This is a genomic window from Streptomyces sp. SAT1 (assembly GCF_001654495.1).
GTDB lineage: Bacteria > Actinomycetota > Actinomycetes > Streptomycetales > Streptomycetaceae > Streptomyces > Streptomyces andamanensis.
The window spans coordinates 2,560,621-2,587,194 of record NZ_CP015849.1 but is presented as its reverse complement, the minus strand read 5'-3'; the positions used below and the strand labels follow the sequence as shown (position 1 = coordinate 2,587,194).

The 26,574-nt window shown below is 72.3% G+C and carries 20 protein-coding genes, 1 tRNA gene and 2 pseudogenes; 10 read left to right on the top strand and 13 right to left on the bottom strand.

The genetic code is table 11. The features are described from left to right. Positions 1-238 precede the first annotated feature (238 nt). Complete coding sequence (locus A8713_RS11215) at positions 239-1,282, bottom strand: LacI family DNA-binding transcriptional regulator (RefSeq protein WP_064533290.1); 1,044 nt, start codon at positions 1,280-1,282, stop codon at positions 239-241. 492 nt (positions 1,283-1,774) lie between these two features. Here A8713_RS11215 and A8713_RS11210 point away from each other — a divergent pair, with 492 nt between their 5' ends. From A8713_RS11210 to A8713_RS11190, 5 genes are all read left to right on the top strand, one after another. Next, the gene (locus A8713_RS11210) at positions 1,775-3,094 is read left to right on the top strand and encodes an ABC transporter substrate-binding protein (protein ID WP_064533289.1); all 1,320 of its coding nucleotides are present in this window, start codon (positions 1,775-1,777) and stop codon (positions 3,092-3,094) included. Between the two features lie 964 nt (positions 3,095-4,058). Further along, positions 4,059-5,051, top strand: a complete 993-nt coding sequence (locus A8713_RS11205; RefSeq protein ID WP_064533288.1) for a carbohydrate ABC transporter permease — start codon at positions 4,059-4,061, stop codon at positions 5,049-5,051. Positions 5,052-5,065: 14 nt separating this feature from the next. Then, complete coding sequence (locus A8713_RS11200) at positions 5,066-5,986, top strand: carbohydrate ABC transporter permease (protein ID WP_064533287.1); 921 nt, start codon at positions 5,066-5,068, stop codon at positions 5,984-5,986. A gap of 191 nt (positions 5,987-6,177) precedes the next feature. Next, the gene (locus tag A8713_RS11195) at positions 6,178-7,623 is read left to right on the top strand and encodes a GH1 family beta-glucosidase (protein ID WP_064533286.1); all 1,446 of its coding nucleotides are present in this window, start codon (positions 6,178-6,180) and stop codon (positions 7,621-7,623) included. A 184-nt stretch (positions 7,624-7,807) separates the two neighbouring features. Beyond that, positions 7,808-8,863, top strand: a complete 1,056-nt coding sequence (locus A8713_RS11190; protein ID WP_064533285.1) for a LacI family DNA-binding transcriptional regulator — start codon at positions 7,808-7,810, stop codon at positions 8,861-8,863. 13 nt (positions 8,864-8,876) lie between these two features. Here the strand turns inward: A8713_RS11190 and A8713_RS11185 are convergent, their stop codons facing one another. Further along, complete coding sequence (locus A8713_RS11185; RefSeq protein ID WP_064533284.1) at positions 8,877-9,386, bottom strand: GNAT family N-acetyltransferase; 510 nt, start codon at positions 9,384-9,386, stop codon at positions 8,877-8,879. Between the two features lie 115 nt (positions 9,387-9,501). Here A8713_RS11185 and A8713_RS11180 point away from each other — a divergent pair, with 115 nt between their 5' ends. Continuing rightward, positions 9,502-9,966, top strand: coding sequence for a hypothetical protein (locus tag A8713_RS11180; RefSeq protein WP_064533283.1), 465 nt, complete (start codon positions 9,502-9,504; stop codon positions 9,964-9,966). Between the two features lie 130 nt (positions 9,967-10,096). Here the strand turns inward: A8713_RS11180 and A8713_RS11175 are convergent. The 4 genes and pseudogenes from A8713_RS11175 to A8713_RS11160 all read right to left on the bottom strand — a co-directional run. Beyond that, positions 10,097-10,169 (bottom strand) — tRNA-His (locus A8713_RS11175). 112 nt (positions 10,170-10,281) lie between these two features. After that, the gene (orn, locus tag A8713_RS11170; RefSeq protein WP_064533282.1) at positions 10,282-10,890 is read right to left on the bottom strand and encodes an oligoribonuclease; all 609 of its coding nucleotides are present in this window, start codon (positions 10,888-10,890) and stop codon (positions 10,282-10,284) included. A 195-nt stretch (positions 10,891-11,085) separates the two neighbouring features. Continuing rightward, positions 11,086-12,303 carry a helix-turn-helix domain-containing protein gene (locus A8713_RS11165; protein ID WP_064533281.1) on the bottom strand — a complete coding sequence of 406 codons (1,218 nt, stop codon included), beginning with the start codon at positions 12,301-12,303 and terminating at the stop codon, positions 11,086-11,088. A gap of 458 nt (positions 12,304-12,761) precedes the next feature. Beyond that, a pseudogene (locus tag A8713_RS11160) lies at positions 12,762-13,082 on the bottom strand (hypothetical protein); the annotation flags it as partial. 376 nt (positions 13,083-13,458) lie between these two features. Here A8713_RS11160 and A8713_RS11155 point away from each other — a divergent pair. Both A8713_RS11155 and A8713_RS34185 read left to right on the top strand, forming a co-directional pair. Then, a complete protein-coding gene (locus tag A8713_RS11155) occupies positions 13,459-13,986 on the top strand; it encodes a universal stress protein (RefSeq protein WP_018565676.1) in 528 nt (175 codons plus the stop codon). Between the two features lie 103 nt (positions 13,987-14,089). After that, a pseudogene (locus tag A8713_RS34185) lies at positions 14,090-14,418 on the top strand (hypothetical protein); the annotation flags it as partial. Between the two features lie 63 nt (positions 14,419-14,481). Here A8713_RS34185 and glmS read toward each other — a convergent pair. Together glmS and A8713_RS11145 are read right to left on the bottom strand one after the other, a co-directional pair. Next, positions 14,482-16,299: a glutamine--fructose-6-phosphate transaminase (isomerizing) gene (gene glmS / locus A8713_RS11150; RefSeq protein WP_064533279.1), complete on the bottom strand. Its 1,818-nt coding sequence runs from the start codon at positions 16,297-16,299 to the stop codon at positions 14,482-14,484. 137 nt (positions 16,300-16,436) lie between these two features. Beyond that, positions 16,437-16,694, bottom strand: a complete 258-nt coding sequence (locus tag A8713_RS11145) for a hypothetical protein (RefSeq protein ID WP_018565679.1) — start codon at positions 16,692-16,694, stop codon at positions 16,437-16,439. A gap of 165 nt (positions 16,695-16,859) precedes the next feature. Between A8713_RS11145 and A8713_RS11140 the strand changes: the two genes are divergently transcribed. After that, positions 16,860-18,443 (top strand): purple acid phosphatase family protein, encoded by a 1,584-nt coding sequence (locus A8713_RS11140; protein WP_173860831.1) that lies wholly within the window; start codon positions 16,860-16,862, stop codon positions 18,441-18,443. A 38-nt stretch (positions 18,444-18,481) separates the two neighbouring features. Here A8713_RS11140 and A8713_RS11135 read toward each other — a convergent pair whose 3' ends face one another. After that, the gene (locus tag A8713_RS11135) at positions 18,482-19,411 is read right to left on the bottom strand and encodes a DUF4429 domain-containing protein (protein ID WP_064533277.1); all 930 of its coding nucleotides are present in this window, start codon (positions 19,409-19,411) and stop codon (positions 18,482-18,484) included. Positions 19,412-19,477: 66 nt separating this feature from the next. On the opposite strand from A8713_RS11135, the gene A8713_RS11130 reads away from it, so the two are divergent. Next, the gene (locus tag A8713_RS11130) at positions 19,478-21,166 is read left to right on the top strand and encodes a beta-N-acetylhexosaminidase (RefSeq protein ID WP_443069710.1); all 1,689 of its coding nucleotides are present in this window, start codon (positions 19,478-19,480) and stop codon (positions 21,164-21,166) included. 138 nt (positions 21,167-21,304) lie between these two features. Here A8713_RS11130 and A8713_RS11125 read toward each other — a convergent pair whose 3' ends face one another. From A8713_RS11125 to A8713_RS11110, 4 genes are all read right to left on the bottom strand, one after another. Further along, positions 21,305-22,354 carry an ABC transporter substrate-binding protein gene (locus tag A8713_RS11125; protein WP_064533276.1) on the bottom strand — a complete coding sequence of 350 codons (1,050 nt, stop codon included), beginning with the start codon at positions 22,352-22,354 and terminating at the stop codon, positions 21,305-21,307. Positions 22,355-22,473: 119 nt separating this feature from the next. Further along, the gene (locus A8713_RS11120; RefSeq protein WP_018565684.1) at positions 22,474-23,634 is read right to left on the bottom strand and encodes an acyl-CoA dehydrogenase family protein; all 1,161 of its coding nucleotides are present in this window, start codon (positions 23,632-23,634) and stop codon (positions 22,474-22,476) included. 6 nt (positions 23,635-23,640) lie between these two features. Further along, positions 23,641-24,585, bottom strand: coding sequence for a hydroxymethylglutaryl-CoA lyase (locus tag A8713_RS11115; protein ID WP_064533275.1), 945 nt, complete (start codon positions 24,583-24,585; stop codon positions 23,641-23,643). Continuing rightward, complete coding sequence (locus A8713_RS11110; RefSeq protein WP_064533274.1) at positions 24,582-26,564, bottom strand: ATP-binding protein; 1,983 nt, start codon at positions 26,562-26,564, stop codon at positions 24,582-24,584. The genes A8713_RS11115 and A8713_RS11110 overlap by 4 nt, the downstream gene beginning before the upstream one ends. Positions 26,565-26,574 lie beyond the last annotated feature (10 nt).

The window sequence follows — 26,574 nt, the reverse complement described above, 5'->3', positions numbered from 1 at the left end:
CATGGGAGCGCTCCCACGACAAAAGAGGGTCCCGCGCGGACCACGCCCTCCGGGCCCTGGACCACGCCACCCCGGACCATGCCCCGGACCGCGCCTTCACCGGACCGGACCGCGCCTTCACCGGACCGGACCGCGCCTTCACCGGACCGGGCCACGCCTTCACCGGACCGGGCCACGCCCCGCCAACCGCGCCCGCCCCGGGGCGCAGGGCCATGACCCGGCACCCGGCCGGTCCCGCTCAAGCCGACTCGCGCACCACCAGCTCCGTCGGCAGGACCACCGCGCGGTGGCCGGTGCCGCGCTGGGCGATCTCGGAGAGCAGCAGGTCCGCCATGGTGCGGCCCATCTCCTCCAGCGGCTGGCGGACGCTGGTCAGCGGCGGATCGATGTGCCGGGCCACGATCGAGTCGTCGAATCCGACGACGGCGACGTCGTGCGGCACCCGCAGCCCGGCGGCGCGCAGTTCGAGCACCGCGCCCGAGGCCATCACGTCGGAGGCGGCGAAGAGCGCGTCCAGCGCGGGCCGCCGCCGCAGCAGTTCGCGCATCGCCGCGCGCCCGCCCTCCTCCGTGAAGTCGCCCCCCGCGATCAGCTCCTCGTCGGCGGGGAGCCCGGCGTCCGCCAGCGCCGTGCGGTAGCCGTCGAGCCGGGCCTGCGCCGCGTCCATGTCCAGCGGCCCGGTGATGGTGCCGATGACCTGGCGGCCCCGGGCCAGCAGGTGCCGCACCGCGGTGCGGGCGCCGCCGCTGTTGTCCGCGCGGACGTGCCCGAGCGGTTCGCGGTGGCTGCGCCGCCCGGCCAGCACGGTGGGCACCGCCAGTTCCTCCAGCCGGTCGGGCAGGGTGTCGTCGCCGTGCACCGCCATCATCAGGACACCGTCCACGCGTTGGGCCGACAGATAGTCGGCCAGTCGCGCGTACTCCTTCTCGTCCCGGGCCAGGACCAGCAGCAACTGCATCCCGGCGTCGGCGAGTCCGGTCGAAACGCCCCGGATGATCCCGGAGAAGTACGGCTCGGAGAAGAGCCGGGTCTCGGCCTCCGGGACGACCAGGGCCACCGAGTCGGTGCGGCGGGTGACCAGGGAGCGGGCGGCGCGGTTGGGGACGTAGCCGAGTTCGGCGATGGCCTGCTCCACGGCTGCCCGGGAGCGCTCGCTCACCTGGGACGAGCCGTTGATCACCCGGGAGACCGTGCCCCGGCCGACCCCGGCGCGGGCGGCCACGGCGTTCAGGGTGGGGCGCCGGACGTCCGCGGGCCTCGGGGGCGGTTCGGCGGGGGTCATCGTTCACCTTCCGGCGGTTGCGGTGGGGGTCCGCTCATTCTGGCCCAGAAAATCCGGCGGCCACCCCGGACGATCACCCCATGGTCGACAGGGGCCCGTTCACCCGGCTGTGACCTGCGTGAATCCTGGAGGACACCGGACGGGGGCCGCAGGGTCGCGTCGCGCCGCACGACACATTCACGTGACGTGCGGAACACGCTTGCGCAACAACGCCGTTTTCAAGTCTTGACACCTGGCCCGGCAGCAACGAGTCTTCCGGCATGCCGCATGGGAGCGGTCCCACGGAGATTCCGGGACGCTCTCCCGTGTGGACCCCCGTACCAACGGCCCTTCCCTCTACCTCATATGGCACACCGTTGACCAGCAACTTCGCACCGCACTTCGGGTGCAGTGGGCTGGCCGCTGCTCGAACCGAGAGGGCAGGTCCGCACCGCCGGGATCCGGCGGTCTGATTCCTGAGGTCCCGTTCCCCCTGGAACAAGGAGTAGTGGAATGCGCATCACCCGTACCGTCGGCGGTCCAGGCCGCGGAGCAGCGGCCCTGACCACGACGGTTCTGACGGCCTCGGCCCTGCTGCTGACCGGTTGCAGCAGCGACGGCGACTCGGACAGCTCGGATGCCAACGGGAAGATCACCCTCAAGGTGGCCGACTACGGGCAGTTCGGCTACAAGGAGGCCGGCCTGTTCGCGCAGTACGAGAAGCTGCACCCGAACATCACGGTGAAGGAAGAGACCACCGCGAACGAGCAGGACTACTACCCGAAGCTCCTTCAGCAGCTGAACTCGGGCAGCGGTCTGGGGGACGTCACGGGTATCGAGGTCGGGCGCATCAAGGAGGTCGTCGACACCCAGGCGGGCAAGTTCGCCGACCTCAGCAAGACGATCAACGTCGCCGACTGGGTGTCCTGGAAGGAGAAGCAGGCCACCGCCAAGGACGGCACGGTCATCGGCGCGGGCACCGACATCGGCCCGATGTCGCTCTGCTACCGCAAGGACCTCTTCCAGCAGGCGGGTCTGCCCAGCGACCGCGAGGCCGTCGCCAAGGCGGTCGCGGGCGGCTGGGAGGACTACATCAAGCTCGGCGAGCAGTACAAGACGAAGGCACCGTCCGGCACCTTCTTCATGGACTCCGCCAGCGCCATGTACAACGCGGTCGTCAGCTCCTCCGCGAAGCAGTACTACGACGCCGAGGGCAAGCCCGTCTACAAGGACAGCGAGGCCGTCCAGCAGGGCTGGAACCTGGCCGCCGAGGCCGCCTCGAAGAAGCTGAGCCAGGGCCTGCCGCAGTTCCAGGACGCGTGGCAGGCGGCGCTGCGCAAGGGCACCGTGGCGTCCATGGCGTGCCCCGCCTGGATGGCCGCCCAGATCGCCACCTACTCCGGTGAGACCTACAAGGGCAAGTGGGACATCGCCCGCGCGCCCGGCTCGACCGCGGCCAACTGGGGCGGCTCCTTCCTCGCCGTGCCCAAGGGCGGCAAGCACGTCAAGGAGGCCACCGAGCTGGTCAAGTGGCTGACCGCCCCCGAGCAGCAGGCCGCCGTCTTCAAGGCGGTCGGTGTCTTCCCGTCGAACAAGGGCGCGTACGAGCTGGCCGGCGTGAAGGACGCGAAGCTCCCGTACTTCAGCGACGCCCCGGTCGGCCAGATCTACGCCGACGAGGCCAAGGCCATCCCCGAGGCGGTGCTCGGCCCGAAGGACGCCGCGATCAAGGACATGATCTCGACGCAGATCAACAACATGGAGCAGCGCGGCACGGCGCCCGACAAGGCATGGAAGGCCGCGACGGAATCGATCGACAAGGCGATCGGCTGACGTCCGCCGGTGCGGGCGGCCCCACCGGCCGTCCGTACCGCCTGCCCGTACCGCCTGCCCGTACCGCCCGCCCGCGCCGCCCGCCCGCACCGCGCGCGACGGTCGCATCCCGGTGGCCGGTCCCGGGCGGCGGCTCCGGGTGGCGGTGCCCGCACCAGGCCCGGCTGCCGGCGCCGGGCCGTACGGGCGTTCGCGGACGGGCTGGTCGGAAGCGTCATGGCTGTCCCGGCCGGGACGGGCCCGGACAGGTGGACCCGGAGGCAGGACCGGACGGGGACTCGCCCGGTGGGCCCGGCGGCCCTGTGCGAATCCGGGCAGGGATCGGCCGGGTCGTCGGGCCTACGCCGGTCCGGCTCGCCGGTCAGTCGCCCCGCCCCGCCTCCCTGCGCACCACCCCGACGGCGCGGCCGAGTCCACGGGCACGGCCGTACCCCTGGGACGGCGGCCGGTCCCGTGGGACGGTGAGCGCTCCCGCAAGGCCGTCCCCGGCCCTGGGGAAGGGGGCCGATCCACGGTCGGCACCCGTCCCGCGGGTCGTCGGCCGACCCGGCAGGACGGCGGCTGTCCCGTGGGCCGGGCCCCGGTCCCGCGGGCCGGTCCCGTCCGGTAGGTCGGACCCGTCCCCGCAGGCCGGGCCCATCCCGCCCCGCCCCCAGGCGGCGGCGGCCGGTACCGCCGTCCGTCACCAGGACGGCGGTACCGCCCGCACCACACAGGAGCGGCGCCGGGACGGCGGTACCACCCGCACCGCGCAGGAGCGGCGCCGGGACGGCGGTACCACCCGCACCGCGCAGGAGCGGCGCCGGGACGGCAGTACCACCCGCACCGCGCAGGGACGGCGGCGGGACCCGGCGGCCCCGGCGCCCGCAGCCCGCCAGAGACCGCCGACCACACCCCGCCCGCCCCGCCCCGCACCGCCTCCCACCCGTTCCCGGCCGCACCCTCCCAGGGAAGGACTCCCCCCGTGGCAACGACAACCCCCGTACGGGGCGCCCACACCCCGCCGCCCGGCGGTCCCGGCGCCGCGCCGAGCCGCCGCGACACGTGGCGCGCCCGGCTGTGGCGCTTCGACGACAAGGCGTCGCCGTACGCGTACATCGCCCCCTTCTTCCTCGTCTTCGGTGCCTTCGGGCTCTACCCGCTCCTCTACACCGGCTGGATCGCCCTGCACCGGGTGGAGCTGACCGGGCTCGACCAGTCGCAGTGGGTCGGCTTCGACAACTTCTCGAAGATCCTCCAGGACTCCGAGTTCTGGACGGCGGTCTCCAACACCTTCGTCATCGGCGTCATCTCGACCGTCCCGCAGTTGCTCGTGGCGCTGGGCCTGGCCCATCTGCTCAACTACAAGCTGCGCGCCAGCACGTTCTGGCGGACGGTGATCCTCACCCCGTACGCCACCTCCGTGGCCACCGCCGCCCTGGTCTTCGCGCTGGTCTTCCGCGCCGACGGCGGCATCCTCAACTGGGTGCTGCACTTCTTCGGCGCGGGCAACACCGACTGGGGCAACGGGGAGTGGACCTCCAAGATCGCCGTCTCGGTCATCGTCATCTGGCGCTGGACCGGCTACAACGCCCTGATCTACCTGGCGGCCATGCAGGCGGTGCCGAGCGATCTGTACGAGGCCGCGTCGATCGACGGCGCCACGCGCTGGCAGCAGTTCCGCAAGGTGACCATCCCCTCGCTGCGGCCGACGATCCTGTTCACCATCGTCATCTCGACCATCGGATCCATGCAGCTGTTCGGTGAGCCGCTGCTGCTCCAGGGCGGCACCCTCGGATCCCAGGGCGGCAGCGAGCACCAGTACGAGACGCTCAGCATCTATCTCTACAACTACGGCTGGAAGCTGGGGCATCTGGGCCCGGCCGCGGCCGTCGCCTGGGCCATGCTCGTCCTGCTGCTGCTCATCGCCCTGATCAACTGGATCGTCGGCCGGTTCGTGCGCAAGAGCGCGGCCTGACGGGAGCGACATCGATGACCACGACCAGTCCCCTCACCCCCCTGCCGGACCTCACCCCGGCTCCGGACGCCCCCGCCCCGGGCGGGTCCCGCGGCCGTTTCAAGATCGGCGCCGGCCAGCAGCTCAAGGGCGGCCCGTTCACCTACCTCGCCCTCGTCGTCGTCGGCCTGGGCTCGGTCTTCCCGCTGTACTGGACGCTGGTGGCCGCCTCCCACGACCAGCAGCGGGTCCTGGACAGCCCGCCGCCACTGGTGCCGGGCGGCAAGCTCTGGCACAACATCCAGGCCGCCTGGGAGCAGGCCAACCTCGGCAAGGCCATCGTCAACAGCGTCATCGTGGCCGGCTGCATCACCGTGGCCACGCTGTTCTTCTGCACGCTCGCCGGTTACGCCTTCGCCAAGATGCGCTTCCGGGGCCGGGGCGCGCTGATGACCGCCGTCATCGCCACGCTGACGATCCCGCCGCAGCTCAGCGTGGTCCCGCTCTTCATGCTGATGTCGGACATCGGGTGGGGCGGCAAACTGGAGTCGGTGATCTTCCCGACCCTGGTCGGCGCCTTCGGTGTCTTCTTCATGCGCCAGTACCTGCTGGAGGCGCTGCCCTACGAACTGGTCGAGGCGGCCAAGGTGGACGGCGCGAGCAATATCCGCGTCGTGTGGAGCGTCGTCCTGCCCGCGGCCCGCCCGGCGATGATGGTGCTCGGCATGCTGACCTTCGTCCAGGCGTGGAACGACTTCTTCTGGCCCTTCCTCGCCCTCAACCAGGAGAACCCGACCCTCCAGGTCGCGCTCGGCCAGCTCAGCGCCTCCTACACCCCCGACCAGAGCATCGTCATGGCGGGCGCGCTGGTCAGCACGCTTCCGCTGCTGCTGGTCTTCATCGTCTTCGGCAAGCAGATCGTCGGAGGCATCATGGCGGGCGCGGTGAAGGGCTGACCTCCCGCACCCGCCCCGCCGCCTTCCCACCCCCCTCTCACCCCTCCCCCCTCTCACCCCTCCCCCCTCCCCGTACCGCCTCGCCTGCGGGCCGGGCGCACACCCCGGCGCCCGCCCGCATCCCCCCACCGGACCCCGGTCCGGGCCCTTTCCGCCCGTCACCTGCACGCCACTCTGGGAGCGCTCTCACCATGACCGCCGTACGACCCGAGACCACCGCCCGGCCGTCCTCCGGCACGTCCTTCCCCACGGGTTTCGTCTGGGGCGCCGCCACCGCCGCCTACCAGGTGGAGGGCGCCGCGGCCGAGGACGGCCGCACCCCCTCCATCTGGGACACCTTCAGCCACACCCCCGGCAAGGTCCTCAACGGCGACACCGGCGACATCGCCGCCGACCACTACCACCGCTACCGCGACGACGTGGCCCTGATGAAGGACCTCGGCCTCAAGGCGTACCGCTTCTCCGTCTCCTGGTCCCGGGTGCAGCCCACCGGCCGCGGGCCCGCCGTCGAACGCGGCCTCGACTTCTACCGCCGGCTCACCGACGAGCTGCTGGCGGCGGGCATCACCCCGGTCGCCACCCTCTACCACTGGGACCTGCCCCAGGAGCTGGAGGACGCCGGCGGCTGGCCGCACCGCGACACCGCGCACCGCTTCGCCGAGTACGCCGAGATGACCGCCCGCGCCCTCGGCGACCGCGTCGGCGTGTGGACCACCCTCAACGAGCCCTGGTGCTCGGCGTTCCTCGGCTACGGCTCCGGCGTGCACGCCCCGGGGCGTACCGACCCGGCCGCCACCCTGCGCGCCGCGCACCACCTGAACCTCGCCCACGGGCAGGCGGTCGGCGCGCTGCGTTCCGTGCTGCCCGCGTCCGCGCAGACGTCCATCACGCTCAATCTGCACCAGGTGCGCCCGCTGACCGGCAGCCCCGAGGACGCCGAGGCCGCGCGGCGCATCGACGCGGTCGGCAACCGGATCTTCACCGGCCCGATCCTGGACGGCGCCTACCCGCAGGACCTGCTCGACGACACCGCCCACCTCGTGGACTGGGGCACGCTGGTGCACGACGGCGACCTGGCGGAGATCTCCCGCCCGCTGGACGTGCTCGGCGTCAACTACTACGCGCCGACCGTGGTCTCCCACTCCGCCGACGGCGCCGCCACCAAGAACGACGGCCACGGCGCGAGCGAGCACTCCCCGTGGACCGGCTCCGACCGCGTCGCCTTCCACCTGGCCAACGACCAGCTCACCGCGATGAACTGGGCCATCGACGCCAGTGGCCTGCACACCCTGCTGACCGGCCTGGCCGCCTCCCACCCCGAGCTGCCGCTGATGGTCATGGAGAACGGCGCCGCCTTCGACGACTACGTCTCGCCCGAGGGCCGGGTCAACGACCCGCGCCGGATCGCCTACCTCCACGCCCACCTGGACGCCGTGCGCCGGGCGGTGGCGGACGGGGCGGACGTGCGCGGGTACTTCCTGTGGTCGCTGCTGGACAACTTCGAGTGGTCCTACGGCTACTCGAAGCGCTTCGGCGCCGTCTACGTCGACTACGGCACCCAGCGCCGCATCCCCAAGGAGAGCGCCCACTGGTACGCCGGGGTGATCCGGGACAACGCGCTGCCCTCGGCCGGCTGAGCGCGGACGCCCCCTCTCCCTTTCGCCTCCCTTTCGTCTCCCTTTCGTGTTCCTTCCGTTCCCTTCCGTCCCCCTCTCGCCGCTGCCCGCGCGGCGGTGGGGGAGGGGGCGGCCGTGCCCCCGGCTGTTAGATTCCTGGCCTGGGTTCCCGGCCTGTCGGCGGGGTGAACGGAAGGCGGCGACTATGGCGGGCAACGGTGGGCGGGGCCGGGGTGGCGGCCGGCCGACCCTGGAGGAGGTCGCCGCCCGCGCCGGGGTGGGCCGCGGCACGGTCTCCCGCGTGATCAACGGTTCGCCCCGGGTCAGCGACGCCACCCGCGCGGCCGTGGAGGCGGCCGTCGCCGAACTCGGCTACGTCCCCAACACCGCCGCCCGCGCGCTGGCCGCCAACCGCACCGACGCCATCGCGCTGGTCGTCCCGGAGCCGGAGACCCGGTTCTTCGCCGAGCCGTACTTCTCGGACATGCTGCGCGGGGTCGGCGCCGAACTGTCCGACACCGAGATGCAGTTGCTGCTGATCTTCGCGGGCGGCGACCGGGAACGCAGGCGGCTTGCGCAGTATCTGGCCGCGCACCGGGTGGACGGGGTGCTGCTGGTGTCCGTGCACGCCGACGACCCGCTGCCGGACCTGGTCGCCCAGCTCGGCATCCCGGCGGTGATCAGCGGACCGCGCTCGGCGGCCGAGGCGCTGACGTCCGTGGACTCCGACAACTACGGGGGCGCCCGGTCGGCGGTGGAGCACCTGCTCTCCCGGGGCCGCCGCCGCATCGCGCACATCACCGGCCACATGGACGTCTACGGTGCCCAGCGGCGCGTCGACGGCTACCGCGACGCGCTCGCCGACGCCGGTCTCACCGAGGACGAACACCTCATCGAGCAGGGCGACTTCACCGAGGAGGGCGGGCACCGGGCGATGGCCCGGCTGCTGGAGCGCGAGCCCGCCCTCGACGCGGTCTTCGCCGGTTCGGACGTCACCGCGGCCGGTGCCCGCCAGGTGCTGCGGGCCTCGGGCCGCCGCATCCCGGACGACGTGGCGCTGGTCGGCTACGACGACTCGGCCATCGCCCGCCACATGGACCCGCCGCTGACCAGCGTCCGCCAGCCCATCGAGGAGATGGGCCGCGCCATGATCGACCTGCTGCTCACCGAGATCGCCGACCGCCGCCCGCCCGAGTCGGCCGCCCCCGAGCGGCGGCACGCGGTGCTGGCCACCGAACTGGTGGTCCGTACGTCCTCCTGACGCGCCCCGGCGGTCACCGCAGGGGCGCCGGTGCCGTCCCCCGCCACACCCTCTCGCCGTCCTGTGTCTCCCCGGTCGGGGCGAGCCCGGCGGCGGTGGCGACCGCGGCGGAGGCGTGGTGCCCGGGGTGGATGTGCGCGACGACCGTGCCGACACCGGCCCGCCCGAGCAGGGCGACCAGCGCCCGCGCCGCCTCGGAGGCGAACCCGCGCCCCTGCCAGGCCGTCCCCACGACCCATGCGATCTCGGCCGTCTCCCGGCCGTGCACCGTGGCCTGCACGGTGCCCGCCAACTGCCCGCCGGACCGCAGCCGCAGCACCCAGTTGCACCAGGAGACCCCCGCCTCCCCGGACCCGCCCACCAGCCGCTCGTAACGCGCGGCCAGCCCCTCCTCGTCCAGCGGCTCCCCGCCGATGAACCCGTACAACTCCGGGTCACCCAGCACCCCGGCCATCTCCCGGGCGTGCTCCACCCGCAGCGGGACGAGCTCCAGCCGCTCGGTACTGACACGCTCGGCACGCACGGGGCACCCTCCAGCCTCCGGGGAACGACATCCCGGTCCTTGACCTCGACCAAACCTGAGGTTCTACGGTCATCGTATTCCGTCGATCAAGAGGCATGAGGAGAGGCAGAGGCACATGAGCGCGACGCTCAAGGAGTACACGCAGGAGGAGTTGGCCGCCCAGCCCATCGGGGCGTGGACCGGCGTGGCCTACCGGCTGGTGGTCGGCGCCATCCGTGAGCAACTGGCGGTGGAGGACCTCACACAGCCGCACTGGTGGACGCTCAACCACGTGGCCGGGGCCCCCGGCAGGTGGACCCGCGCGGCACTGACCGAGCGGCTGGCGAAGTGGGACGACCTCGGTACCGACTTCGACGCCGTCTTCGACGACCTCACCGGCCGCGGCTGGCTCACGGAGGACGCGGGACTCATGACTCTGACCGAGGCGGGCGAGAGCGGCCTCGGCCGCGCCAGGCAACGCGGCGCACGCGTCCACCGGCAGACGCACGAGGGCATCGACCCGGCCGACTTCGCGACCACGATCGACGTCCTGCGCCGCATGGTCGCCAACCTGGGCGGCGACGGGAACCTGCCGGACTGAGGGGAGGGGCGCGACGAGCCGCCGACGGCACCGGCCCGCTCCGCACCGGCCGGCCGTGCCCGGGTGTCCGCGGCGGAGACGGAAGAAGCCGGTGACCCTGGATTCCCGGGTCACCGGCTTCTTCGGTGAGGGTGAGTGACGGGACTCGAACCCGCGGCATCCTGGACCACAACCAGGTGCTCTACCAGCTGAGCTACACCCACCATGACCGGTGGTGGAGGAGGCTTTCGCTTCTCCGACCGGCCGAGAAAAAGTGTACAGGGTCCGAAGGGGTGCTCGCGCACGACTTTCGCGGCGCCCCTTCGCGGGACCCTTCTAGCCCTGCTGAGCAGGGAGGACGTACTTCGCGGCGATCGCCTTGGCGGTGTCGGAATCGGGGCCGGGCTGCGGGACGAAGACGGCCTCGCGGTAGTAGCGCAGCTCCGCGATGGACTCGCGGATGTCGGCGAGGGCGCGGTGGTTGCCGTTCTTCTCGGGGCTGTTGAAGTACGCCCTCGGGTACCAGCGGCGGGCCAGCTCCTTGATCGAGGAGACGTCGACGATGCGGTAGTGGAGGTGGCCCTCCAGGGCCGGCATGTCGCGCAGCAGGAAGCCGCGGTCGGTGCCGACCGAGTTCCCGCACAGGGGCGCCTTGCCGGGCTCCTTCACATGCTCGCGGACATAGGCGAGCACCTGCTCCTCGGCGTCCTGGAGCGTCGTGCCGCCGGGCAGTTCGGCCAGCAGGCCGGACGCGGTGTGCATCTGACGCACCACCTCCGGCATCGTCTCCAGCGCCGCGTCCGGCGGGCGGATGACGATGTCGACCCCCTCGCCGAGCACGTTCAGCTCGGAGTCGGTGACGAGGGCGGCCACCTCGATGAGAGCGTCGTCGGACAGCGAGAGGCCGGTCATCTCGCAGTCGATCCACACCATGCGATCGTTCATGTGTCTCACCTTACGGCGAGCCGCGGCGGGCCGGACCGACCGTGCACCGGTCCGGCCGGACCGATGCGGGCGGACCGGTCCGGGGCGGAAGCGCGGTGTGTGCGCTCCCGCCCCGGACCGGCGTATGTGCTTCCCGGCTTCCCCGGTTTCCCGGTTTTCCCGGTTTCCCGGTTTCCCGGTTTTCCCGGGGGTGCCTCAGCCGCCGCTGCGCTGGCCCGGCAGGCTGCCCGAGAGGGCCGCCGGTGCCCGGCGGACCGTGTGCTGGAGCGGACCCTCCGGGTGCAGCGCGGACACCGGGCCGGAGGGCTGCGGGACGCCCAGGATCTGGGCCGTCCCGGCACCCGGGCCCGCCGCGCCCAGCGGCGCCTCGGCGGCGTCGACCGGTCGCTCGCCCTGCGGCCTGCGCGCCCGGTACGCCGCCCGGTAGGCGGCCGGGGACGAGCCCAGCTGCCGCCGGAAGTGGCCGCGCAGTGCCACCGGCGAGCGGAAGCCGCAGCGGCCCGCGACCTCGTCCACCGAGTAGTCGGACGTCTCCAGCAGCCGCTGCGCCTGGAGCACCCGCTGGGTGATCAGCCACTGCAGCGGCGCGCTCCCGGTCAGCGAGCGGAACCGGCGGTCGAACGTACGGCGGCTCATGTACGCCCGTGCCGCGAGCGTCTCCACGTCGAACTGCTCGTGGAGGTGCTCCAGCGCCCAGGCGACGACCTCGGCGAGCGGGTCGGCGCCGATCTCCTCCGGTAAAGACCTGTCCAGGTAGCGTTCCTGGCCTCCGCTGCGGCGCGGCGGGACCACCAGGCGGCGGGCCAGCGCGCCGGCCGCCTCGTTGCCGTGGTCCGTGCGCACGATGTGCAGGCACAGGTCGATCCCGGCGGCCGTGCCGGCTGACGTCAGCACGTCGCCGTCGTCGACGAACAGCTCCCGCGGATCGACGTGCACCGACGGATAGCGCTTGGCCAGCGTCGGCGCGTACATCCAGTGGGTGGTCGCCGGGCGGCCGTCCAGCAGGCCGGCGGCGGCCAGCACGAAGGCCCCGGTGCACAGGCCCACGATGCGGGCGCCCTCTTCGTGTGCCCGGCGCAGCGCGTCGAGCGCCTCCTCGGGCGGTGGCGCGGTGATCGAACGCCAGGCGGGCACGACGACCGTGCCCGCGCGTGAGATCGCTTCCAGGCCATGTGGCGCGGTGAGTTCCAGGCCCCCTGTGGTCCGCAGCGGGCCGTCCTCGCCGGCCGCCACCAGCAGGCGGTAGCGCGGCACTCCGGCGTCCTGGCGGTCGATCCCGAACACCGAAAGCGGTATGGAACTCTCGAAGATGGGGCCGCCGCTGAACAGCAGCACCGCGACGATCTCCTTGCGGCGGCGCCCGGACAGTTTCCGGACCGCGTTTTCCGGCGCGGCAGTGGAGTCGTGGCTCATACTGCTAAGCCCCCCTCGGTGGTCGCGGCTCCTCGGTTGTGTCGCTCCTGCACGTTTCCCCTCGGTCCTGCACGAGTCCCCCGCCGTAAGACATCAAGATCGAATCTACTGTGTCCCGCCGTGCCGCGGTGACCAGTTCGACACCCGGCACATTGTCGACATGGCAACTTGGCGTGAAGCATTCGATCACGAAGCGTTGCACTCCCACAGCGCGCAGGGAAGTGCGCCTTGTGGCGGTGGCCAATCCACGTAGGGTGCGCAGGGGCCCTGAGACCCTTTTCTTGCAGGTCAAACGGGGGTTGAGGGGGTGCAGGGGCGGGGGATGCGCCCGTTCAAGAAGTTGGCTGAAAAGATACGGCCACGTGCATGGAAACCGGTCAGTCGACCGGTGTCGTTCCCCACGGTCCTCCCGGTCTTCCGGGCACTCCCGGTCCCCCCGGTCCCCCCGGTCCGCCCGGTCCCCCCAGGTGCCGGCCGCCCCGGTGGGCGCCCGTACCGGTCCGCTGGTGGCGGCCGCGGTGCGGCGCCCGCTCCTCGGCGCGCAGCCGGGCCGCGCCGCGCTCGGACTGGCGCAGCAGCGCCCGGCAGGCCGCGGTGACGGCCGCCAGGCCCAGGGCGGTGCCGACGGCGCCGGCCGACGAGGCGCCGCACCAGAGCAGCACCACCGGAACCAGGACACAGCTGAAGGCGGCCCAGCGGACCACGTCGCCCGCGCTGTCACCGGCGGGCCGCTCCGGCGGCGAGGGGCGTTTTCCGGATGCGGTACGGGGTCCGGACACGGCGTGCTCCCTACGGTGCTCCCTGCGGCGGTGCGGCTCACGGGGTTCAACGCGTGTTCGATCCGTCGGTCACTGTACGGAACCGGAGGCCACCGGTACGGCGGCCCCCCGGGCGGTGTCGAGACACCGGTCTTACGTGTTCCGGGCGGCCGGGGCAAGTGAATGCTGTGCAAACCGCCTGTACGGGGCAGCAACCATTGCGTTACGGGCGGCTGTCGTGCATGCTCCGGTGAACCGCCACGGAGAGTGCGCGGGATCTGGGCCAAGGAGGAGTGCGGCCGTACCCTTGCGGGTATGGGGACGGGAAGACGATTCCCGGACACAGCTCCGCCGCAGATTGTCGTCCCCGACAAAGGATCACCTCGCCGAGACAGCCATGGCCGGTCACGAATTCTTCGAACCCGCGGACCGCAAGCGGCCGGTCGCCGACCCCACGGCGGCCGAACCCCTGGCGGCACAAGAGCCACGCCATCCCTGCGATCCGGCGTTCAAGCACGGCGTCGTCGTCGGCTTCGACGGATCCGACTCCAGCGAGCGAGCCCTCGCCTACGCGATCGGGATGGCGCACCGCACCCGATCCGGTCTGATCATCGTGCATGTGGCCAACCGGCTGCCCACCACGGTCTGGGCGGGCTGCGAGCCCCCGGTCTTCGTGGACGTCCCCGACCACCGCACCGAGGTGCTCGGTCTCGAACTGGCCTGCGCGGAGTATCTCGCCGAGGTCCCCTGGATCCTGGTCGAGCGCGGCGGGGACATCTGCCACGAACTCGAAGAGGTCGGCAAGGAGTACGCGGCGGACGCGATCGTGGTCGGCTCCACCCACGGCATCGTGGGCCGTATCTTCGGCTCGGTCGCCGGCCGCCTCGCCAAGCGCGCGCAGCGTCCGGTCGTCGTCATCCCCTGAGCGGCGCGGCCCGGACACCACGACTACCGGCCATTCCGGCTCCCTTTGTTCAACGCTCAAGTTACCTGTGCGCAGAAGGCGATTGTGCCCTTGTGAAGGGCATATACCGGTCACCCGTCACCGCACCGCGCAGGCAAGAAGGGAGCCCGCCGCGGCCAACGACGTCTCTGCGGGAAGCATCACCACCACGATCGCCGGACGGCTCGCGCTGTTCGTCACCCTGACGGCCTTCGGCCTCGGACACACCAGGGTCGTCCACTCCGTCACGGCCGCCGACGCCGTGACGATCGCTCACCATGTCGGCGGTGTCGCCCTGTTCGTCGTCGGACTGCTCGCCATCCGGGAGGGCACCCGCTCACCCAGGGCACCTACGGGCTGTTCCTCGTCTCCCTGGTCCTGCTCGCGGTGGCGGCCTTCACCGGCGGCGACGGCCCCCCACGCACCGACAGCGAGCGCGTGGAGGGCCGTTCCGGTGATGTCGGGCCCCGGCGGGGTCTACTCCACCGTCACCGACTTCGCCAGGTTGCGGGGCTTGTCGATGTCCCGGCCCAGGGCCAGGGCCGTGTGGTAGGAGAGGAGCTGGAGGGGGATGCCCATGAGGATGGGGTCCAGCTCGTCCTCGTTCTTGGGGACGACGATCGTGCGGTCGGCCTTCTCCTGGGGCTGGTGGGCGACGGCGAGGATCGGGCCGCTGCGGGCCTTGATCTCCTCCATGGCCGCGCGGTTCTTCTCCAGCAGGTCGTCGTCCGGGACGATCGCCACGGTCGGCAGGGCCGGCTCGATCAGGGCGAGCGGGCCGTGCTTCAGCTCGGAGGCCGGGTACGCCTCGGCGTGGATGTAGGAGACCTCCTTGAGCTTCAGGGAGGCCTCGCGGGCCACCGGGTAGCCCCGGACGCGGCCGATGAAGAGCATCGAGCGGGCGTCGGCGTAGGTCTTGGCCAGCTCCTCGATCTCCGCCTCCTGCTCCATGATCGCGGAGATCTGCTCGGGCAGCTTGCGCAGGCCCTCGATGATCCGCTTGCCGTCGCGCACCGACAGGTCGCGGATGCGGCCCAGGTGCAGGGCGAGCAGCGCGAAGGCGACGCAGGTGTTGGTGAAGCACTTGGTGGAGACGACGCACACCTCCGGCCCGGCGTGCACGTAGACGCCGCCGTCCGCCTCGCGGGCGATGGCCGAGCCGACCACGTTGACCACACCGAGGACCCGGGCGCCCTTGCGCTTCAGTTCCTGCACGGCGGCCAGCACGTCGTAGGTCTCACCGGACTGGGAGACGGCGATGTAGAGGGTGTCGGGGTCCACGACCGCGTTGCGGTAGCGGAACTCGGAGGCCGGCTCCGCGTCGGCGGGGATCCGGGCCAGCTCCTCGATCATCTGGGCGCCGATCATGCCCGCGTGGTACGAGGTGCCGCAGCCGAGGATCTTCACCCGGCGCACCGCGCGCGCCTCGCGGGCGTCCAGGTTGATGCCGCCCAGGTGCACGGTGGCGAACCGGTCGTCGATCCGTCCGCGCAGCACCCGGTCCACGGCCTCGGCCTGCTCGTGGATCTCCTTGTGCATGTACGTGTCGTGACCGCCCATGTCGTACGACTCGGCCTCCCACTCCACGGTGGTCGGCTCGGCGGTCGTCCGGGTGCCCTCGGTGGTGTACGTACGGAAGTCGTCGGCCTTGAGGGTGGCCATCTCGCCGTCGTCGAGGGTGACTATCTGCCGGGTGTGGGCGACCAGCGCGGCCACGTCCGAGGCGACGAACATCTCCTTCTCGCCGATGCCGAGGACCACGGGGGAGCCGTTGCGGGCCACCACGATCCGGTCGGGGAAGTCGGCGTGCATGACGGCGATGCCGTAGGTGCCCTCGATCAGGCGCAGGGTCTCGCGGACCCGGTCCTCCAGCTTCTGGGCCTCCGAGCGCGCGATGAGGTGGACGAGCACCTCGGTGTCGGTCTCGGAGAGGAACTCCACGCCGTCCGCCTCCAGTTTGCGGCGCAGGTCGGCGGCGTTGTCGATGATGCCGTTGTGCACGACGGCGACCTTCTGGTCGGCCGACATGTGCGGGTGGGCGTTCACGTCGGAGGGGGCGCCGTGGGTGGCCCAGCGGGTGTGGGCGATGCCGGCGGTGCCCTTGAAGCGCGCGGGGACCTTCGCCTCCAGGTCGCGGACCCGGCCCTTGGCCTTGACCATCCGCAGGCCCGGGGTCTTCGGCGAGGTGATGACGACGCCCGCCGAGTCGTAGCCGCGGTACTCCAGGCGCTGCAGGCCCTCCAGGAGCAGCGGGGCGACGTCACGCTTCCCGATGTATCCGACGATTCCGCACATACAAGTCCCTTTTCCCCGAGTTGATGCCGTGTCGATGCGCGTCGACGCGTGTCGAGCGCCGCCTCGATGCCGTGCCGTGCCGTGTCATACCGGTGCCGTGCGGGGCACTGCCGTGCCCCGGCCGTGTGCCGCGGGCGTCAGCCGTAGACGATGCGCCGCAGTTGCCGCAGCGAGAGGTCCGGCGGTGCCACCGCGCGGTACTTCAGGTCTGCCGCGATCCGTCCGAAGATCTCCGCGTTCACCAGGCCCTGTGCCTGGAGTTCACGGTGCCGGCGCCGGACGAACTCCTCGGTCGTCTCGTCGAAGTAGGCGAGCACGTCCTGGACCACCCGCAGCGCCTCGCCCCGGCTCAGGGGCGTGGACCGCGTCAGATGATCTACGAGTTCGTCGTGCACCCGGTAGATCCTGGGGTACCGGGATCACTTTCGCAAGAATCCTGCCCGATATCGGGCAAGCAACAGTTCAAGCGCTGGTGAGGCGCTGTTCGCGTGCCGTCCATCTGCCGTCCCGCGCGCCGTCGCACCGGTGGACCATTTTCAGACGCCATGGACATTCCTCGCATGGGCGTACCCGAGAAGCTCGCCGAGCGCATGAGCATGGCCGAGCAGCACGAGTACCTGCGTTCCAAGTTCTCGCGGCGCACGATGATCCGGGGCGGCGCGGTCACCCTCGGCACGGTCGCGGGTGGCGCGTTCGTGACGGGCACCGCCGCGCAGGCCGCGGTGCCGGCCCAGCGCACCGCGTCCCCGGCCCCCGCCTCCTCGGCCGGTGCCGTCGACGGCGCGCTGGTCGCGCCCTTCGGCCGCCACCTCGCCTTCGGCAACGACCCGCGCACCGAGATCACCGTCTCCTGGCAGGTCCCGGTCGCCGTCAAGAAGCCGTTCATCCGGGTCGGCGCGCACCCCTGGGACCTGTCGCGGAAGATACCCGCCGAGGTCCGCACCCTCTACACCCCGGCCGGAGTCGGCGCCAGCGGCGACCGCACCCAGTACTACCTGCACGCCAAGCTCACCCATCTGCGTCCCGGCCGGACGTACTACTACGGCGTCGGCCACCAGGGCTTCGACCCGGCCGAGCGCCACCTGGCCGGCACCCTGGGCACCTTCACCACCGCGCCCTCGCACAAGGCGCCGTTCACCTTCACCGCCTTCGGCGACCAGGGCGTCAGCTACCACGGCCTGGCCAACGACGCGCTGATCCTCGGCCAGGACCCGGCCTTCCACCTGCACGCCGGTGACATCGCCTACGGCGACCCGGCCGGCCAGGGCAAGACCACCGACAGCGGCTTCGACTCCCGCGTCTGGGACCAGTTCCTGTACCAGACCGAGTCCGTCGCCAAGCAGGTCCCGTGGATGGTCTCCTACGGCAACCACGACATGGAGGCCTGGTACTCGCCCAACGGCTACGGCGGCGAGGAGGCCCGCTGGACCCTCCCGGACAACGGCCCCGATCACGAGAACCTGCCCGGCGTCTACTCCTTCGTCTACGGCAACACCGCCGTCATCTCGCTGGACGCCAACGACATCTCCTTCGAGATCCCGGCCAACCTCGGCATCTCCGGCGGCACCCAGACCCGGTGGCTGGAGGGTCAGCTGAAGAAGTACCGGGCCAGCCGGGACGTCGACTTCGTCGTCGTCTTCTTCCACCACTGCGCCTACTGCACCTCCACCGCGCACGCCTCGGAGGGGGGCGTGCGCCAGGAGTGGGTGCCGCTGTTCGAGAAGTACACCGTGGACCTGGTCATCAACGGCCACAACCACGTCTACGAGCGCACCGACGTGATCAAGCGCGGTCAGGTCACCAAGAAGCTCCCGATCGGCGGCACCGCCTACCCGGAGACCGACGGCGTCGTCTACGTCACCGCGGGCGCGGCCGGCAAGAGCCTGTACGCGTTCAGCGCCGACCAGACCTACGAGGGCCACGAGAAGGACATCGACGCGGTGTCCTCCTTCGTCTGCCTCAAGGACGGCGCCCGGCAGAAGGAGACCGTCGACTGGTCGCGCGTGCGCTACCTCGACTACTCCTTCCTGCGCGTGGACGTCACCCCGGCCTCCCGGGGCCGCCAGGCCACGCTGACGGTGCGCGGCATCGCCGAGACCGGCGCGCAGGTCGACCACTTCACGGTGTCGCGCCGCGCCAAGTAGGGCCCCGGCACCCGCGGGCGGTCCTCGGGCGCACGGGCTCACATGCGCTTGAGGACCGCCTGTTTGGCGAGCGCGAACTCCTCCTCGGTCAGCACCCCCGAGCGGTGCAGCTCGCCCAGCTCCCGCAGCCGCCGTAGCAGCGCGTCGTGCTCGTCCTCGGCGGGCGGCGCGCCGTGCGGGGCCGCCCGTCCGGTGCCGAGCACCGCCGGGCCGTCGGCGCCGACGTCGGCGCCGGCCGCGTCCGGACCCGGCGCCAAGGCGGCGGCAGCGGCCGGATGCGGCAGCCGGGCCTGGATCGCCGCCGCGACCAGCGCCATCAGCGGGTCCTTCTTGAAGCCCCACAGCTCGACGGCGTTCGGGTCGTACTTGGGCGGGGTGGCGTCGGGGGCGCCGCGCACGGCCAGCCGCAGATGGCCGTTCTCCAGCCCGGCGGCGGGCAGCCACTCCACCCCGGTGAGGTCGGCCGGGGTGAGGACGCGCGGACCGGCGGCGGCCTTGGCGTCCTCCGTCTTCCAGTTCCACTCCAGCCGGATCCGCTCCCCGTCGAAGCTCGCCGTGCCGTCCCCGGCGGACACCGACAGCGGCACGGCCGGGCCGGGCAGCAGATACTTGGTCACCGGACCGGTGGGCACCTGCTCCAGCAGCAGCGCGTTGCGGACCTCGTCGGCCACGTACTCGGCGACGCCGAACCGGTCGGGCTCCACCAGCAGTTGGTACGGGTCGTGCGGCTCGGCCAGCCGGCCACCGGTGGCGTGCAGCAGCGGATCGGCGCCGTCGCGCAGCCGCAGCCTGAGCCGTCCGGCCCGCTTGCCCTGCTCGAACGAGATCCCGGCCAACGCCCGCAGCGGTACGCGGAGTTCACCCAGTGTCCGGCGCAGCACGCTGATGTTCCGGTCGCGCCCCGGGGTCAGCCGCAGCGCGTCGCCGTCGAACGCCCAGGCGCCGTCCTTCTGGATGATTTCCGCCATGGGGTGATTCTTTCACCGCCGTGCGGGAGAGTGGTCGGTACTGATCCGAGTGTGAAGGGAGCGCATGTGAGACGGCACCGCAGTACGACTCTCCGCAAGTCCCTCTCCACCCGAACCACCCCCACGCCCCACGCCACCCCCACCTCCGCCACCGGCCGGGCCCCGCGCGCCGGGCGCGTCCTGGGTGCGCTGCTGCTGGTGACGGCGGCCGGCGCCTTCGCCGTCGGCGCCGCGCCGGCCGGCCGCACCGGCGGGGGAGCGGCGCCCGCCGCGACCCCGCTGAGCCAGGTGATCCCCGCCCCGGCGGCCGTCGAGCCGGGCCGGCCCCCGTACCGGATCACGTCCGGCACCCGCATCCGCGTCGACGGCTCCCGCGAGGCGCGCCAGGTCGGCACCTATCTCGCGCGACTGCTCCGCCCGGCCACCGGCTACCGGCTGCCGCTGACCACGCACGGCACGGCGGGCATCCGGCTCCGGCTGGCCCAGGGCCCCTTCGGCGCCGAGGGCTACCGCCTGGACAGCGACGCCCGCGGGGTGACGATCACCGCGGCGAAGCCGGCCGGGCTCTTCCACGGTGTGCAGACCCTGCGGCAACTGCTGCCCGCCGCCGTCGAGAAGAAGTCCGTGCAGCGGGGTCCCTGGCTGGTCGCCGGAGGCACCGTGCGCGACACCCCGCGCTACGCCTACCGGGGCGCCATGCTGGACGTCGCCCGGCACTTCTTCACCGTCGACCAGGTCAAGCGCTACATCGACCAGCTCGCCCTGTACAAGATCAACGAGCTGCATCTGCACCTGAGCGACGACCAGGGCTGGCGCATCGCCATCGACTCCTGGCCGCGCCTGGCCGCCTACGGCGGCTCCACACAGGTGGGCGGCGGACCGGGTGGCCACTACACCAAGGCCGACTACCGGGAGATCGTCCGCTACGCCGCCTCCCGCTATCTGGAGGTCGTGCCCGAGATCGACATGCCCAGCCACACCAACGCGGCCCTCGCCTCCTACGCGGAGCTGAACTGCGACGGCGTGGCGCCCCCGCTCTACACGGGCACCCAGGTCGGCTTCAGCTCGCTGTGCGCGCCCAAGGAGGTGACGTACGACTTCGTGGACGACGTGATCCGCGAGCTGGCCGCGCTCACCCCCGGCCGCTATCTGCACATCGGCGGTGACGAGGCGCACTCCACCAGCCACGAGGACTACGCGACGCTGATGAACCGGGTGCAGCCGATCGTCGCCAAGTACGGCAAGACGGTCATCGGCTGGCACCAGCTGACCGGCGCCACCCCGGCCCCGGGCGCGCTCGCCCAGTACTGGGGCCTGGACTCCACCAGCGCCGCCGAGAAGGCCCAGGTCGCCGAGGCCGCGCGGCACGGCACCGGGCTGATCCTCTCCCCGGCCGACCGGGTGTACCTGGACATGAAGTACACCAAGGACTTCCCGCTGGGCCTGGCCTGGGCCGGGTACGTCGAGGTGCGGCGCTCCTACGACTGGGATCCGGCCGCCTATCTGCCGGGGGCGCCCGCGTCCGCGGTGCGGGGTGTCGAGGCGCCGCTGTGGTCGGAGACCCTGTCGACCTCGGCCCAGCTGGACACCATGGCCTTCCCGAGGCTGCCGGGCGCCGCCGAACTCGGCTGGTCGCCCGCCGCCACGCACGACTGGGACACCTACAAGGTCCGGCTCGCCGCGCAGGCGCCGCGCTGGGACGCCCTGGGCATCGGCTACCACCGCTCGCCGCAGGTGCCCTGGACCGACGGCTGACCTGACCGGCGCGGACGGCGGCGGACCACGGGCGCCCCGGAGGACCGTCTCCGGGGCGCCCGCAGTCAACTGAGGTAAGCCTAACCTAACTCGATATGCCCTGTGAAGGCGGCGCGTGAGCGTCGGCGGCCCCGGCGGTCAGGCGACCTTCTTCGCCGTCTCCAGAGCCTTGGCCAGGTCGTCGAGGAGCGGCACGCACTTGTCGTAGGACAGGATCGGCTCCGGGTTGCGCGCGATGACCTGGCCGGCCTTGACGGCGGGGAGCTTCTTCCAGGTGGCCTGGGTGATCGCGGCGGGCTGGATGGCCGAGGTGCGGTTGTCCATCATGATGATGTCGGCCGGGTACTTGTCGATGTTCTCCCAGCTCAGCGACTCGTACCAGCCGCCGCCCTGCTTCTTGGCGCTCTCCGGGGGCTCGACCAGGTCCACGCCGAGCGCCTTGAAGTACTCCAGGTCGATGGAGAGGTTGCTGCCGGAGACATAGAACAGGTCCTGGCTGGCGGAGCCGACCAGCACCTTGAGGCCGGGCTTGGCCTTGGCGGCGGCGCGCAGCCGGGCCGCGGCGTCCTCGAAGCGCTTCTTGGCCTGCTTGACCTGCTCGCTGGTGACATCGCCGCCGAGCGACCCGGCGAGCGCCCGCATCCGCTCCAGCGGCTGGGTGAGCCGGCGGTCGTAGACGGAGATGCCGACCGTCGGGGCGCCCAGCGCGAGGATCTTCTTCTTCTGCTCCTCCGGGACGTACCAGAGGGTGCCGGCGCTGTCGAACATCGTGGAGACGAGGAGGTCGGGGGAGAGGGCCGCGTACTTCTCGATGTTGAACTGGCCCCACTCGTTGCCCAGCACGGTCACCTTGGTGACGTCCAGGTCGCCGGCCTGCACGTCCGGCTTGCCGTCCTTGGTGGTCGTCGGGCCGAAGACGCCCTTGACCGGGACGCCGTAGTCGTGGAGCGCGGCGGCGACGCCGACGAACGCGACGACGGACGAGGGCACCTTGCCGGCCTTCGCCGTCCGGCCGCGGTCGTCCTCGAACGTCCAGGGGCCGGACTTCCCGGCGCCCGTGCCGTCGCCCGAGCCCCCGTCCTTCGCCTTCTCGCTGCCGCAGGCCGCGAGCGCGGCCCCGAGTCCGAGGGCGCCGCCCGCGGCGAGGATGCCGCGGCGGGTGAGGGTGGTGGCACGGGCGTGGGACATGGATGTGGCTGCTTTCGAACAGGGCGGGAGGCCGCCGGGCCGGTCCAGGGGAGGTTAGCCTAACCTCACTGCCTGTCCAGGGGTGGGGCCGGGGACCCCGGCGGCCCTCCCGCGCCGGTTCAGCTCGTGAGGCCCAGCTCCCGGGCGATCAGCATGCGCTGGACCTCGCTGGTGCCCTCGCCGATCTCCAGGATCTTGGAGTCGCGCCACATCCGGGCCACCGGGTACTCGTTCATGAAGCCGTAGCCGCCGTGGATCTGGGTGGCGTCGCGGGCGTTGTCGACGGCGATCGTCGAGGAGTACAGCTTGGCGAGGGCGGCCTCCTTCTTGAAGGGCTCGCCGGCCAGCAGCCGGTAGGCCGCGTCGCGCCAGGCCAGCCGCGAGGTGTGGGCCTTCATCTCCATGTCGGCGATCTTGAACTGCACCGCCTGGTTGGCGCCGATCGGCCGGCCGAAGGCGTGCCGCTCCTTGGCGTACTTCACCGACTCGTCCACACAGCCCTGGGCCAGGCCGGTGGCCAGCGCGGCGATGGCGATGCGGCCCTCGTCCAGGATCCGCAGGAACTGCGCGTAGCCGCGCCCCTGTTCACCCAGCAGGTTGGCCGCCGGGACCCGGACGTCGGTGAAGGACAGCTCGCGGGTGTCCGAGGCGTTCCAGCCGACCTTGGAGTAGGCGGGCGCCACGGTGAAGCCGGGGGTGCCGGACGGCACGATGATCGCGGAGATCACGGGCCTGCCGTCGCTCTTGCGGCCGGTGACCGCGGTGACCGTGACCAGGCCGGTGATGTCCGTGCCGGAGTTGGTGATGAAGCACTTGGTGCCGTTGATCACCCACTCGTCGGTGTCCGGGTCCAGCCGGGCCGTCGTGCGGGTCGCGCCCGCGTCCGAGCCGCCGTCCGGCTCGGTCAGCCCGAACGCGCCCAGGATCTCGCCCGCGCACAGCCGCGGCAGCCAGGTCCGCTTCTGCTCCTCGGTGCCGAACAGGTGCACGGGCATGGCGCCCAGCGAGACGCCCGCCTCCAGGGTGATGGCCACGGACGAGTCGACCCGCGCCAGCTCCTCCAGGGCGATGCCGAGCGCCAGGTAGTCGCCGCCCATGCCGCCGTACTCCTCGGGGAACGGCAGCCCGAACAGGCCCATGCGGCCCATCTCGCGCACGATCTCGTACGGGAACTCGTGCCGCTCGTAGAAGTCGCCGATCTTGGGCGCCACCACGTCGTGCGCGAACTGCTCGACGGTGCGGCGCAGTTCCTCCAGCTCGGGGGTGAGGCGGTGGTTCATCGTCGATCACTGCTCCTTGTGGGAGAGGGCGCGGAGAGTACGGGAGGGGCTCGGGCGGCCCAGGTGCGCGGCCATCCACTCGCTCGTGGCGACGAGACGGCCGAGGTCCACCCCGGTGTCGATGCCGAGGCCCCGCAGCATCCACACCAGGTCCTCGGTGGCGAGGTTGCCGGTGGCGGACTTGGCGTACGGGCAGCCGCCGAGGCCGCCCGCGGAGGCGTCGACGGTGGTGACGCCGTGCTGGAGCGCGGCCAGGGTGTTGGCGAGCGCCTGGCCGTAGGTGTCGTGGAAGTGCACACCGAGCGCGGAGGTCGGCACCCCCTGCTCGTTCAGCGCGGCCAGCAGCTCCAGGACCTGGCCGGGGGTGGCGACCCCGATGGTGTCGCCGAGGCTCAGCTCGTCGCAGCCCATCTCCAGCAGCGCCCGGCAGACCCGGACGACCTGGTGGACCGGGACGGCGCCCTCCCAGGGATCGCCGAAGCACATGGACAGATAGCCGCGCACCCGCGCGTCCGCGTCCTTCGCGCGCCGCACCACCGGCTCGAACATGGCCAGCGCCTCGTCCACGCTCCGGTTGAGGTTGGCGCGGGCGAAGGACTCGGTGGCGCTGGCGAAGACGGCGACCCGGTCCGCGTGCAGCGCCAGGGCGCGGTCCAGGCCGCGCTCGTTGGGCACCAGCACCGGGAAGGCGCCGGGCAGGTCGCGCACCAGCGGGAACAGGGCCTCCGCGTCGGCGAGCTGGGGCACCCACTTCGGATGGACGAAGCTGGTGGCCTCGATCGTCGTCAGGCCCGCGCCGGCCAGCCGGCGGATGAACTCCGCCTTGACCTCGGTGGGCACGGTCAGCTTCTCGTTCTGCAGGCCGTCGCGCGGTCCGACCTCGTAGATCCTGACCCGCTGCGGCAGGTCGGGGGCCGGGACGACCATGGGCAGGGCCTCGGGGGCGGTCATGACCGCACCGTCCCTTCCTCGTCGGGCAGCGCGGCCGGGGCGGCGGTGTCCTCCTCGCGCGGGGCGACGACCGCGAGCACCTGGTCCATGGCGACGGTCGCGCCGGGGGAGACGTCCAGCTCGGTGACGGTCCCGGCGTGCGGGGCGGAGATGACGTGCTCCATCTTCATCGCCTCGACCACCACCAGGCTCTGTCCGGCGCCCACCTCGTCGCCGACGGCCACCTTCACCACCGTGACCGTGCCGGGCATGGGCGCGGTCAGCGAGTCGGCGCCCGCCCGGTCCGCGCGGGTGAGGGAGGCGGCCACCGGGTCGTGGTCGCGCACGTGCCAGGCGTCGCCGTCGCGGCCCAGCCAGTCACCGGCCCGCTCGAAGGTGTGGCGGACGCCGCCGAGGGTGACGGAGACCGTGTCGCCGTCGACCGTCTGGCTGCCGCGCGGGGTGTACGCGACCGGGTCGGCCGCCCGCAGCCAGAAGGACACCGGCTTCGGCTCCCCGCCCAGCCGCCAGCCGCTCGGCTCGGAGAACGGGTCGGTCCAGCCGTCCGCGCCGCCGGCCTTCGGGCGCAGCGCGTCGAGGCGGACCGCGGCGGCGGCCTCGTACACCTCCTCCGGCACGCCGGCGGGGACCAGCTCGTCCACCACCCGTGCCACCAGGCCGGTGTCCAGGTCGCCCGCCACGACCGCCGGGTGGGCCAGCAGCCGGCGCAGGAACCCGGCGTTGGTCGGCACGCCCAGCGTGACCGTCCGCGCGAGGGCCGCGCGCAGCCTGCGCAGGGCGGTGGCGCGGTCGGGGCCGTAGGCGATCACCTTGGACAGCATCGGGTCGTACAGGCTGCCGACCTCGGTGCCCTCGCTCAGCCCGGAGTCGGTGCGCACCCCGTCGCCCTGCGGCTCGCGCAGCCGCAGCACGGTGCCGCCCGAGGGCAGGAAGCCGCGCGCGGGGTCCTCCGCGCACAGCCGGGCCTCCACGGCGTGCCCGGTGAGGGTGATGTCCTCCTGCGCGTACGGCAGGGGCTCGCCGGAGGCGACGCGCAGCTGCCACTCGACCAGGTCGAGCCCGGTGACCAGCTCGGTGACCGGGTGCTCCACCTGGAGGCGGGTGTTCATCTCCATGAAGTAGTACGCGGACGGGTCGCCGCCGGGCACGATGAACTCCACCGTGCCCGCGCCCCGGTAGCCGCAGGAGCGGGCCGCCTGCACGGCCGCCTCGCCCATCGCCGCGCGCGTGGCCTCGTCGAGGAGCACGCTGGGCGCCTCTTCGATGATCTTCTGGTGGCGGCGCTGGAGCGAGCACTCGCGCTCGCCGAGGTGGATCACCCGGCCGTGTCCGTCGGCCAGGACCTGGATCTCGATGTGCCGAGGGGTGTCCACCCAGCGCTCGACCAGGAGGGTGTCGTCGCCGAAGGAGGCGCGGGCCTCGCGGCGGGCGGCGGCGATCTCCTCGGCGAGCAGCGCCTCCTCGCGCACCAGCCGCATGCCCTTGCCGCCGCCGCCCGCCGAGGGCTTGAGCAGCACCGGCATGCCGATGGCGCGGGCCGCCTCGGCGAGCTGCTCGTCGCTCAGGCCCGAGCCGCTGGAGCCGGGGACCACCGGCACCCCGGCCGCCGCGACCGTCTCCTTGGCGCGGATCTTGTCGCCCATCAGGGAGATCGCGTCGGCCGGCGGTCCGATGAAGACCAGGCCGGCCGCCTCGCAGGCGCGGGCGAACTCCGCGTTCTCCGCGAGGAAGCCGTAGCCGGGGTGGACGGCCTGGGCGCCGGTGCGGGCGGCGGCCTCCAGGAGCCGGTCGGCGCGCAGATAGCTCTCGGCCGCGGCCGCCGGGCCGATGCGCACCGCGGTGTCGGCCTCGCGCACATGGCGGGCGTCCGCGTCGGCGTCGGAGAAGACGGCCACCGAGCGCACGCCCAGGGCGCGCAGGGTGCGGATGACACGGACGGCGATCTCGCCGCGGTTGGCCACCAGAACTGTGTCGAACATGGTCAGCAGG